The 12461-nt window shown below is 27.8% G+C and carries 9 protein-coding genes; 3 read left to right on the top strand and 6 right to left on the bottom strand.

All coding sequences use genetic code 11. The features are described from left to right. The first annotated feature begins 304 nt into the window (after nucleotides 1-304). The 3 genes from LQK79_RS11240 (at nucleotide 305) to LQK79_RS11230 (ending at nucleotide 2106) form a co-directional block, all read left to right on the top strand. Complete coding sequence (locus tag LQK79_RS11240; RefSeq protein ID WP_231016623.1) at nucleotides 305-526, top strand: helix-turn-helix domain-containing protein; 222 nt, start codon at nucleotides 305-307, stop codon at nucleotides 524-526. Nucleotides 527-839: 313 nt separating this feature from the next. After that, a complete protein-coding gene (locus tag LQK79_RS11235) occupies nucleotides 840-1826 on the top strand; it encodes a ParM/StbA family protein (RefSeq protein ID WP_231016622.1) in 987 nt (328 codons plus the stop codon). Continuing rightward, on the top strand, nucleotides 1816-2106 hold the full coding sequence (locus LQK79_RS11230) for a hypothetical protein (RefSeq protein WP_231016621.1): 291 nt from the start codon (nucleotides 1816-1818) through the stop codon (nucleotides 2104-2106). The genes LQK79_RS11235 and LQK79_RS11230 overlap by 11 nt, the downstream gene beginning before the upstream one ends. Nucleotides 2107-2221: 115 nt before the next feature. On the opposite strand, the gene brxL is transcribed toward LQK79_RS11230, so the two are convergent. The 6 genes from brxL to pglX all read right to left on the bottom strand — a co-directional run bounded on the left by brxL (nucleotide 2222) and on the right by pglX (nucleotide 12381). After that, a complete protein-coding gene (gene brxL, locus LQK79_RS11225) occupies nucleotides 2222-4270 on the bottom strand; it encodes a protease Lon-related BREX system protein BrxL (RefSeq protein ID WP_231016620.1) in 2049 nt (682 codons plus the stop codon). 34 nt (nucleotides 4271-4304) lie between these two features. Further along, a complete protein-coding gene (pglZ, locus tag LQK79_RS11220; protein ID WP_231016619.1) occupies nucleotides 4305-6857 on the bottom strand; it encodes a BREX-1 system phosphatase PglZ type A in 2553 nt (850 codons plus the stop codon). Nucleotides 6858-6894: 37 nt separating this feature from the next. Next, entirely contained in the window at nucleotides 6895-7470 is a 576-nt protein-coding gene (locus LQK79_RS11215) for a hypothetical protein (protein WP_231016618.1), read from the bottom strand. Next, a complete protein-coding gene (locus LQK79_RS11210) occupies nucleotides 7470-8324 on the bottom strand; it encodes an ImmA/IrrE family metallo-endopeptidase (RefSeq protein WP_231016617.1) in 855 nt (284 codons plus the stop codon). The genes LQK79_RS11215 and LQK79_RS11210 overlap by 1 nt, the downstream gene beginning before the upstream one ends. Further along, nucleotides 8314-8652 (bottom strand): helix-turn-helix domain-containing protein, encoded by a 339-nt coding sequence (locus tag LQK79_RS11205; RefSeq protein WP_231016616.1) that lies wholly within the window; start codon nucleotides 8650-8652, stop codon nucleotides 8314-8316. Before LQK79_RS11205 ends, LQK79_RS11210 begins: the two co-directional genes overlap by 11 nt. Nucleotides 8653-8811: 159 nt before the next feature. Beyond that, nucleotides 8812-12381: a BREX-1 system adenine-specific DNA-methyltransferase PglX gene (gene pglX, locus LQK79_RS11200; protein ID WP_231016615.1), complete on the bottom strand. Its 3570-nt coding sequence runs from the start codon at nucleotides 12379-12381 to the stop codon at nucleotides 8812-8814. Nucleotides 12382-12461: the final 80 nt, after the last annotated feature.

The raw sequence follows: 12461 nt of genomic DNA, 5'->3' as shown, positions 1-12461 counted from the left end.
GTTTAATGATATTTTCTCAATATATTTTTTTAATAAACTATGGAATAATTGGATATTATGTAATTTTTATTCCTGCATTATCATTAAATTACTTATGCTGTAAATTATATTTTACAACTTTCGTTAAATAATATATATTGAAAATTTTATAATTCATTAATTATAGTTTTATATATAACTATTTGTAAATTATAATTTACAACAGCTCTTTAACTTTATAGTTTGAAAAAATTATAATCAAGCACATATAATATATAAATAACTTAAAAATTAGGTATTCTAAAAGAATTTAATCAGAAAGGACGTGTCTAAAATAACATTTGGTGAAAAAATCAAAAAACTACGCATTAAAAATGGCTTAACTTTAAAAAAAGTTGAAAATGATACTAACTTATCAACTTCTTACATTAACCGATTAGAAAATGGCGAACGCACAAATCCAAGCTTTGCAACAGTAAAAACTTTGTGTGAATATTATAATATCTCGCCAATTGTATTCATGAGCGATAATTTCTCAGCAAAATAATTTTAAATAGCTAAATTAAACTCTATGACTTTAACTGCAAATTTCATAGAGTTTAATTGACTTTATGAAGAATAAAAAAGCTTAGTTTAAAACATATATAAACTTTTCATGTTTTAAACTATAAATAGTTACATATTTACTCATCCAACATAAGCAATACAATTAATCGTAATTCTAAGTAGTAACTCTTACTTTTTCCTACTTCTTCGCCTTCCTCAAACATGTTTAATACTATATTTTCGTAATATTTCTTATTGCTACTGTATATTATATAAAAATACTTAAATATAATAATATATGGAGGAAACAAATGATGAAAGAAATATTAACGAATATAGCTATAGACTCAGGAAAATCTTCAACAAAAGGAATAATAAAAATAGGAGAAAAAATAGAAAAAGTTATTTTTAGAACAAAAATTCAAGAAATTGATGATTTAGGTGTAGATATAACGAAAAACACATACATAATAGAATTCAAAGGCAAATCATACTTGATAGGAGACATGGTGTCAGAAACTTCTTGTGATTTTCAAATAACAAAGACTACAATTCAACATAAATTGTCCATATACAATACGATATGCCAATTCATAGATAAGACTAACGCCTTAATGCATGGTTTACCTAATATAAATTTAGCTATAAATGCGCCCTTAAATGTGTACAAAAATAATATACTAAAAGAAAATTACAAAAAATTCATTCAAAATAATGGAGAAACAGTTTCCATAAAAATAAATGGGACAGCATATGCATTTAAAATAAACTCACTCCTTATTCTTCCCGAGGCTACAGGTCCTTTATATATTAGAACAGATGATTTTCGAACAAAAAAAGCAACCATTGTAGACATAGGTTCTTTAAATGTAAACTTTTGTACGTTTAATAGATTAGTTCCAGAACTCGACACAATGAACGTTGCAAACTTAGGAATTAATGTTTTACGTTCCAAAATTGCAGAAACATTAACATCTATATATGGCGTTCTTATAACAGATGCAGATGTAGAAGAAGTATTTAAAAACAATGGTGATCTTTATATGTGTGGCATAAAAAAAGTAGAAAGTAAAGAAATTATTGAAAAATTAATTAATAAGCATGTAACTGAAATATTTAACTATGCTCGAAGCAGAGGCTTAACCTTCAACAATACAAAATTAGTATTTATTGGCGGTGGATCACTATTATTGAAACAATATATACTTAAGCAGTATCCTCTTGCCATAATAGAGCAAGATAGTCAATTCTCTAATTGCCTGTCATTTTTAAATATTTTGGAGATAAAATATGGCAACTAATAAAATATCTATTAGCTTTTGTGAATATTATTCTGATGTATATAATTACTTGAAAAGCAAGCCCAATATAAGTAATTTTATATGTGAACTTGTAAAAACCCAAATGACTGATACAAATACTAAATGTCAAGATCTTAGAAGTGAAATTGAAAAGATTATTGATGATATATTAAAAGACAAGCAATTAATTATTGAAACTCAAAGTGAAAATAATACCTCAACTGTTAAACAAAATGCACTTACAAAAGATGATATTTCATTAATTAAAGAGCTATTTTAATTAAAAAGCAATAAGACTGTTGCATAAAATAAGCTATCTATAATGCATTATTCAACAATCAAAATAATGTATTATATTAGAACCTATACTATTAACGTAACAGTCTCGTCCTTATTTAATTTACTCCCAATGCCTTAAACACAGCATCAATTGGATCAGAATAAAATATAGGTTGTACTTTTATTAGTAAATCTGATGGCACTGTTTGAAAATCAGCAACAGAAGATGCTGGTATAAGTACCCTTTTTGCTCCTGCATCAACGCAAACTTGTAGACAGTTAGCAAAGTCTTCTATTTTACTTATAGTACCTCCCACTGTCATATTACCTAATACAGCAAGACTTTCTTGAACAGGTTTTTCTAAAGCTCCTGAGCATAATCCTATAAGTTCAGCAATAGCAATTTCATCAGTTACCCCTATGCCTTGTAAATCACTAATATGCATAAGATAATCCTTTGTTTTTGTACTTATAGAGCTACTAATACTTTTAGAATTTGATGTAAAATATCTAAAAGCAGTATCTAAACTTTCCTTTACATCTCTATTAGAACCTACTCCTGACTTTTCAAACTTTCCACTTCCACTTACCACTTGATTTTCAAGTTTAAATACCCCAATCATCCCTGAAGCACTATGACCTACAACATATACATGTCCTGACTTTCCAAAACCTTCTGGTATAAGTTTGCCCCCACCTTGTTCTGGAACAGATACAAACTCTTCATTCATTTTTTCTTTATCAATATACGAGAAATGAACATCATAAAACTCCATACCACCTATTTTTTTAAGCTGTTCCTTTACTCTCCTTCTTCCTACAAGTGCATATTTTAATATCTCTTCTAAATCTTCTTTTGTAAACTGACCATTAGGATATATAAGCTTTATGAGGCCTGATACTGTCTTTCTTACAGCTATAACATCTCTCTGATTTAGATTGTTTCCAAGCTTAAAGTATTTATCTATAGCATCCGAAAATGAGCGTTTTCTCATTTCCCTAAAAAATTCTGCCATGTAATCAACAATAAATCCATAATTATCAGTTAAAAATTCTGGTCGCATTTTAGGGATTTCCCAGCCTGGTATATAAAAATGCATTCTATCGAAGAAGGCTGAATCATTAGCCATTTCTTCTGGAAACGGTGCAAAAAGGTGAGAAGTTTTAATAAGTGAATCTAAGCTTTGATTAATATTACCTTCAAATACCATAGAAGCTGAAGCAGTTTTTTCTTCCTTGCCCCTTGCAAAGGATCCTGAAGCCATATAATCTTTCATCATCTGTATTCCGTCTTTATCCTTAAATTTTATTCCAGCTACTTCATCAAAAACAACTGCATCCCAAAGACCTACTAAACCAATTTTCCTCGATGACATATTATAAAAAAGATTAGCAACAGTAGTTTGACCTCCAGAAACAAGAATACTGTTCGGAGATATTTCTTTATATATATGTGACTTACCTGTTCCTCTTGGTCCAAGTTCACAAACATTATAATTATTCTCAACTAATGGAACAAGCCTTTCAAGTAAATGCCATTTTACACTATTATCAAGCTGTGTACATTCCATTCCTGTAGAACGTATTAATACATCTATCCATTCTTCCTTTGTAAAACTTTCTCTTCCATCAAATATTTCATTAATATCCATATTAGGCATTTGAATAGGTTTCAAATTTGAAATGCTAAAAGGATTTGAATTTCTTACTTCTTCATCAAAATAATAATTCATTTTTAAAATACACCATATTCCACCTTGAAGAAGTTTATCAAATTCTTTAACATAATTAGGCGATATAGGAACGCCCTTTAGTCCAAGATTAGAAAATTCCGCTTCATATATATCAATTTTTTCGTTCAGCTTTACATTAATCTTATCAATTATCGTATATTGACCAAGTTCTCTAATTCTTGACTTAACTTTTTCCGCTTCATCTGGTCTTACATAATTTTGAGCAAGTATATTTTTTACCCTTTCCACTCCTTCATTAATGCTTTCTTCATCATCAGTGGCACAATACATTCCAAGTAGATATTCAAGTACATATACAGGAACATTAGCCCCTTCTTTAATTGATTTTGTCAAATCTTTTCTAACAACTCTGCCTGGAAAGACTTCATTAAGCTTTTTATCTAAATCAATACTTGATCTTTCAGAATCCATTTATATCCTCCCCAATTACATCTTAATTGTTCATTTAAAAATCGAAATCATTTGCTATTCCCAAACTAATAATAAAAGGTATTTCTTCTAAGATATCTCCTGATTCCTTATCTTTAACTATCAAATAATATTTCTTATTTTTATCATAATTCATAGCTTTTAATGTTAGCCTAATTTTAAACATTCGTTCTTCTGGTCTATCACTTTTTAAATCCGCCAATATTGTTTCTATATTTGAAATAATATTCTTATTCTCATCTATCATATAAATATCTAAGGTTACAGGTATTATCTTTCCGCTAATTCTTTCTGTTTGGAAGAAATTCAGAGTAAATAAACTATTTGTTATTTTTTTAACTTCATTAGTTAACTTAACTTTAACCTTATCAGCCTTAATACTATTTTTGTATGAACTTCTAATATTTTTGAACAATACTACTGGAACTACAGTTTCTTGAAGTGTAGTTCCTCCATGGACAAATTTAGCACCCTCTCCTTGAACTTTAAATCTTATATTAGACTTCGGCATATATGCATTAAATTTACTATCCTTTAATATATAATTCATGTCTACTTTTATTAGACTATCACTTTCTTTACTTTCTTTAGTTATAAAACTTCTTCTGTTTTTATCAATTGCATGGACTGCTTCTTTTGTTATTTTATCACTTTCTTCTAAGTCCCCTCTTTGATATATAAAACCATGGTCAGATGTGACTATAACGTTAATACCGCCTAACCAATCCTTGATTTTGCGTATTAAATCTAATATTTCATCAATTGCCTTTTGAACCACTTCAAAAGTTTGTATTTCAGTAGCACCTTTATCTGCTGTAGCATCAATAGTATTATGATATATATATATAAGCTTATATCCTTTTAATCCTTCAAGAAATTCAGTACTACTCTTAGGAAGTTTTTGATAATCAAAAGCTTTACTGTTTTCAAAATTATCGTTTAAAATTGTATTTCTATTATCTATTCCACTGCTATCTTTACCATCTATAAATACTCTTCCATCTTCCCTTAAACTTATTGTATTATGTGGAAGTAATGAAGCCATTCCTAATTTAGTAATTGAAGGTACAGTAGATAACATGGCATTTATATTAGTAGAATTTATTACTTCTTCATTAAGTCTTTCAGCTATTTCATTTCCCACTTCATATCTAAGTGCATCAGATATAATTACAAAAATCCTTTCACCTTTAGAAACCATTGGATTAACATATGTATTATAGAAATCCCTTTGATTTACTACTCCAGGTATTCTCCAATCATTTTTCATCTCATCATCTATTGCATAAGTCCAATTGGTACCAACTTCAGCTAAATACCAATTTACATATATATTTTCAGCTAACTGTTTAAGTTTATTAATTGTATTACTTTCGGGCTGTATATCATAGTAATAATAGAATTTTCTATAAAATGTATCCATTTTATAGTATTCCTCTATATAATCTTTAAATAACTTTTCATTATCCCTTTGAGGTATCCCGCTATTATACTTCTTGTAAAATTTATACATTTCAACAACATTAAATAAGGCTTCATAAACGCCCTCATATTGCTCATAAAAATGCTTGGTTCTTCTTCCTCTTATAATTTCAATAAATCTATCATAATCCTCAATCTTATTTTCCAAACTATTCACTATATATTTAATTATTGCCCTATCAAAGATTTTTAGTATATCTATATCTTTAAAGTCTTCAATATCTAAGTCCTCTATGATTTGTGTAACATTAACTTCCTTCTCATAAACCTCTGAAAGCAAATCATATTTAGCAGAATCAGTTCTGTGATTTTCAAAATGGTCTATGAAAATAACACAATTAGGTTTGTTCTTTCCAATAAATTCACTTATTCTTCTTAGTTTATCTTCACTTATGTAGCTTCCTAACACTGTTGATATTAAATAAATCAGTAGCTTTTTTAATGTCTTATTTTCCTTATCAAAGCCATACTTTATCTTTGCATATTTCCAAAAAGCTTTATCAATATTGTATTTTTGAAAATTAATATAGTATTTATTTTCATCCTCGTCTAAAGACTCCATCAATATAATCTTTAATATCTCTTCAAATTCTATAGTTTTTGAATTGCATAATGCTCCCATAATAGCTAATTCTAATTTTTCTTCTGTATCAATATTAAACTCAAATTTACCAATTTTTTTTCTTCTTTCTATTGCATTAAAAAAATCTTTATACTCATTAAATGTATTTCTTAAATTAACATCTATTTCAAGCTCCTTCATTATTAAAGAAGCCCTATCTGCATAAAATTGTTCTGAATATAAAGCTATGTCTAAGAGCCAGTTTTTTCTATCATCTTCAACTTTTGAAGTATTATATATTAAAAAATTAGATTCAGTATCTTCTTCCTCTATAAGATACTTAGTCGCAAAATTGTTTGTATTTGTTAATTTATGTATTTTAACTCCATCTATATTAATTTCACTAATTGTATCTTCAAATTCTTTTTCATAATCATTCCAAAAAACAATTTTTCTCTTTTCTCCATTTTTCAATGGTTTATTAAATTCACTTTTTAGTAAATTAAGAATATCTATATCTACCATAATGTTTTCATCTCCTTAAAACATCTGGATTTATTATTTATACCTGCGTATTCCAAATGAAATCATCAAACTCTTTCTTATTCTTTCCTGTTCCTATCCATAGAACTTTAGCTAACTTTCTGTTTAAACCACACTCAGGATTATCTTTTATCCAAACAATTAAATCTTTAACTCTAATCACCTTTATATCATCGTTGCTTCCTGTACTAAGGTAACTATCAATAATTCCTTGAAGCTCTCTCTCGTCAGACATAAAATAAGGTATTCCAAACACTTTTGCCATTGAAAGAGAAAGAACTTCTCCCCAATTCTTGCCTTTTTCTTTCGTACCTATCATTGCCCATTTTAAAATATTTTTAGTATCTTCATATATTTTTCTATCAAGAACACCTAAGCATTCTTCATCTAAAATTTCTATGATTCCTACGTTTATCAAATTATTAATTTGCATTTTTGCATTTTTAGGAGTTAAAATTTCGTCTTCATACACATATCTATGCATATAAGCCTTCTCTGCAATTGCTGGAATAAGCATTTCAATTAATGGAATATTTTTAATCCACCCAATCTTAATACATATATCTGCATCAATAATTAACTTTTTAATTTTCATTATTCCTCCTCCAGAATTTTTAGTATTTCTTCCTCTGAAGGCAATATAATTTTCTCTTCTCTAATATTAAATTCCTCTGGAGTACAGTTTGATAAAGATAATATATATTTTAATTTGTCATAAGTAATCTGTTTTTTTTCATAAAGTCTTAAAGCCATATCAAGCATATCATCAAATTTTATTTCCTTAGTTCTTTCATTATTCCTTTTACATAATTTTAGTCTTTTCTGCCATAATATAACTCCTGCATCTTCTTTTCTATCTTCTTCTTTCAATAGCTCAAGGCACTTATCTTTAGTTAAATATTCTATCTCATACAATCTTCTTACTAAAGTTTTGTATGGAACTAAAAAAACATCCATAAGCTCTATTATTTCCCTTAAGCCTATAAGATTTTTACCAATTTTTCTAATTTGCAATTCATTTAATAAAACGTCTTTAGGAACTAAAAATTCAGCACCAAATCTGTTTGCCTTTAAATCTTCAATTTTTATATCTCTAAAATTTATTGTTTCTTCAAGAACTACACTTTTTAGCAATTCGCCTGCCCTTATATCTGAATACCATATATGATAAAGCTCATGTGCGGCCGTAAAGATTTGTTTTTCATAAGGGATATAGGAATTTATATATACAAATTTATGATTCTTAAAATTATATACAAACCCACATATTTCATCATCTTCTATAGGATAATATATAACCTTGCAATTCATTTCAAGGATTTTGAATATATCTTCCTTTATTATTTGATTAGTTTTCTTGTATTCTCCTAATTTACTATTAACTATTCTTTGGACATCTTCAATTTCCTCTTTTTCAAGCGTTCCAAGAATATTTTTATTAGCACTCATCTAATGCTTCCTCCATTCTGATTATTTCTCCAATAACAGAATTTAAGAATTTAAACTGCTCCTTATTGTTATCATTTATGCTTCCCATAAACATCAATACTGGCTCTTTTACTTCTGCTTCTTTCTCTGTTACAAGTCTATCAACTGTAACATTCAATACTTCTGCAATTTTCTTTATTTCAAGTGCATTAATAGCCTTTTGGCCTTTAACTATCTTAGTCATAACTTGCTTTGATATTCCTATATCATCTGCCAATTGTTTTTGTGTCATATTCTTTTCTTCTAATATTTCCAATATATTATTTCCTACTGATTCAAAAAAACTCATAATCAAACCTCCTCGTAAACATATTGTTTACTCTCTCTGTACATTATAATATATTCATGCTCAATAGTAAATGTAACATTAATATTATTATCATTTTTTTATTTTTTAAACAAAGTTAAATACCTACCATCATTTAAGATAGTAGGTACAAATAGCCTATTATTTAATCTTTGCTAATAATCCTTTAAACTTCTCATAATTAGCTTTTACCCCATCATCTAAATCTATTTCAATCTGCATATCAGCCATATGGTGAAGAACTTCATCGTACTTCTTAAGTTCTTCTATCTGCTTATCAATTGAATTAAGCTTTTTCTTTGCCTCACGCTTTTCCTTAGTAGAATAGTTACTCTCTACAACATCAACTAAAGCCTTTTTCTCTGTATCCAATCTATCTTGTAGTTCATGTAAATAATCTGTCCTAATTCTTGATAAAGTAGTTTTATCATATCTATGCATATAAATTAAACAATTGAAAGCTCTTTGCTTTCCTGATGTAAACATCCAATATATTGGTCTATTTTTATATGTTTGCAAGTGTTCTTTATAGAAGTCAGTTAAGAAATACCTTCTTATAGTTTCTTTAGCAGTTTCATTACTCTTCTTTCCAAGTGTTTCTGCTATATATTCAAGATTTTCAGATAATGTTTCTTCTCCAAAGGTAACCTTCACAAATTCTACAAATTTAGTTACTATGTCTTCTTCAAAATAACTATCTGAAAGTATTGGTATAATATTATCTTCATCAACTTTAAATGTAGTATATTTTGAAGTATCAAACTTGCCTCCAGCATATACGAGACCATCTTGGTTCAAAGAGTATCTTCCAAAAATACACCCTACTGCATAAGATACAAATGTTTTTATTAATTGTTCTATAGATTTGCTTTTTAATGTTATATACTCATCTTCAACATTTGGTGTTATTTCATTTTTCAATCCATACAATTCTATAAATATCTCATTTAGTCTTTCTTCACTTAACTTTAAATTCTTAAAGTCTGAATCAAACTTACCAAGGCATACTTCTACTAATTTTCTTAATTTACATTCCTTATAACTGTTAAAAGCTTTCATGATTGGATGACAATTAAAATCCCATGATGTTTCATATGAATCCCAATCATCTTTACTTATCATAATATTTTTATTCACTAACTCTTCTACTTCTTTTTCCACATCTTCTTTTAATCTCAGAATTGGAAGTCTTTTTATATCATTTACTTGAAAACTTATTGTAGGATTTAATACCTTAATTAATACAGCAATTATTTTACTACATAATATACCTATTAAGACTTTAATATTATAGTCTTTATCAACAAATATCATGGAGCCTTTCATATCAAAAAGAAATCCCTTCGGTGAGTATCTTACGCCAAAATAACTTGAATTAACATCTGACCAAGTTAATCCTTCTTTAAAATACAGTTTTTTATCCCTTAATCTATAATTAGTATTCTTTTTTGAATGTTTAATATCATACCCTTCATTCTCCATATTTATTAAATACTCAATATTACCATACCACTTTCTAAATTCTCCACCCTTATGATATGGAAACCATTTTTTCGCATAAATATTTATATCCTCGAACTTTTCCATGTTAAAACCTATTTTATTATAATCTACTTCATACCAAAGTCTTAAAAATTCATCATTATTTCCTGTCATTAGTCCAGATTTTGGTTCACCTATTTCTTCTAATTTTATCCCTTCTTCAAATGCTTTTATTTCATTCTCACTTAACCAATATCCTATTGGATTTCCTTCAATTCTTTTAAATTGCTGATTATAAACACTATATCTATAATCCACTGCTGGATTTTTAATTGCTTCTAAAGTTTTTATAGGCTGATTATCACTTCCAGTAAAATTTGATAATCTTATATATTCTCCCGTTCCTCCTAAAATATAATTTCTCATTGTAAAAGTGCATACCTGCACACATGCTTCTGGAAAAGCGTTAAATTCTAATTGAACCAAAGATGTTATGCCTTTTTTATCAATAATATATTTTCTTAATTCATTATATGAAAAAGTAAACATCCATACAAAAGGTGTCATCATTCCCACTTGCCCTGTTTTTTTAGTTTTATTAAAACTGTATTCCATAAAAACGGAAAACAAATCATATTTTGCAAGAGTATATTTGTTCCCAACAAATTCTTTTAAATTATCATCCATGTATTTTATCCCTATGTACGGTGGATTTGTAACTAATACGTCATATATATTCATCATAATATTAGCTTGATTTATTATTTTAGCTAATATTTCTTTCACTTTAAGCCTTATTGGTTCATCTTCTAACGTTTCAACAGGGTTATTTTTTATATAATCTAACCTATTCTTTAAAAATCCTTCATCAAATCCTTCTACTTCTATCAATGAGCCATAAATCTTAGCATCTCTAAACTGTTCTATAAAGGCTTTTACTTTATCATAATTCTCACCTGAAGACTTCCCTGCTATATACTTTATATCCATATCATTTAAATTATTCGTTTCCTGAATAGAAGCTAAATTAAGTTTAATTCCTTCACCACCTGTTCTTTCTGCTTCTCTCTGAATACTTCTCAACAACCTATTATTGTACTTCATTCCTTTCATAATTACTGCAAAACAAGCAAGTTGGTAAGCTCTATCATCAATATCTAATCCATATAGATTATTCTCTATAATTAGTTGTGGTATTTCTTTGCTCATATATCCACATCTTTCATATATCTCATATAAAACATCAAACATATATACAAGTATGTGCCCACTACCCATTGCAGGGTCAAAGCACTTTATTTCTTCAACTTTTAGTTCTTTATTTATATACGGTGCTAACTTGTCTTCAAAATCTGGTTCTGAATTAGGATTTTCAAGATAGAACTCCCAGTTTTTCTTTAAATCAATATGCTCTGGATGTGACTCTATCCAATACCTTCCCAAGGTGTTTTGAACCATATATCTAACTATCCAATCAGGCGTAAATAGCTGAGTTGCAAAAGGAATTTCCTCTTTTTTATACTTCTTTTTTGCTTTAATAACTCTATCTTTTTCCTCAGAATTATAATATTGATACAACCAGCCTATAATTTCAACTTGTTGCCAATCTTCTTCTGGTATAATATCTGTATTTGTAAGATTTCTAATAAATGCATTATCATTTAATAATCCATCAGGGAATAAAAGTTCTGTATAATGTCCTATTTTTTCAAACATAAATGGTAAAGATTTATTTAAAGCATTACATTGAGCTATTATTAAATATTTAAATAGTCCTTCAATATCATTATTTAATTTCATATCATAAATCTTTTGATTATCTACTGGAAGGTCTACATTATTTGCTTCTTTAATTAAATCTGGCTCAACATTTCCTGGAGTTTCTGAAGATAAAGCTCTCACTCTTGTAGGAAGGTAATTATTAACCTCCATAAATCTAAGAGCCGTAAACCTATTAAACCAAGTATATGTTACTTCTTCTACAATTTGTTCGTACCCATCTTCTCCTTTTTCATTTAGATAACTTATTTTTTGTAAAAGTTGTTCTCTTTGCGTTTTTTCTTCATTACTTAAAGGTTTACCATTAATAATTATAGAATCATTACTAACAACTTGAAATTTTTTAATTTTATCTTCTTCTATACCATACTGCATCGCTTTTATTTTTATTTTTGCAATTAATTCTCTTCTGGAATCAACTGCAAATTTTTCCAACTTGCCCTTATTCATCTTGGCCTCCTATAATATGTACATAAAATTTAATGCTATTTATCTTCTTTGTATTAAATAAATTAGTAGGAGATATTAAA

This window comes from Clostridium guangxiense, assembly GCF_021043395.1.
GTDB classification, from domain to species: Bacteria; Bacillota; Clostridia; order Clostridiales; family Clostridiaceae; genus Clostridium_S; species Clostridium_S guangxiense.
Note: the sequence above shows the minus strand (reverse complement) of the source record. Positions and strands in the feature narration are given on the sequence as shown.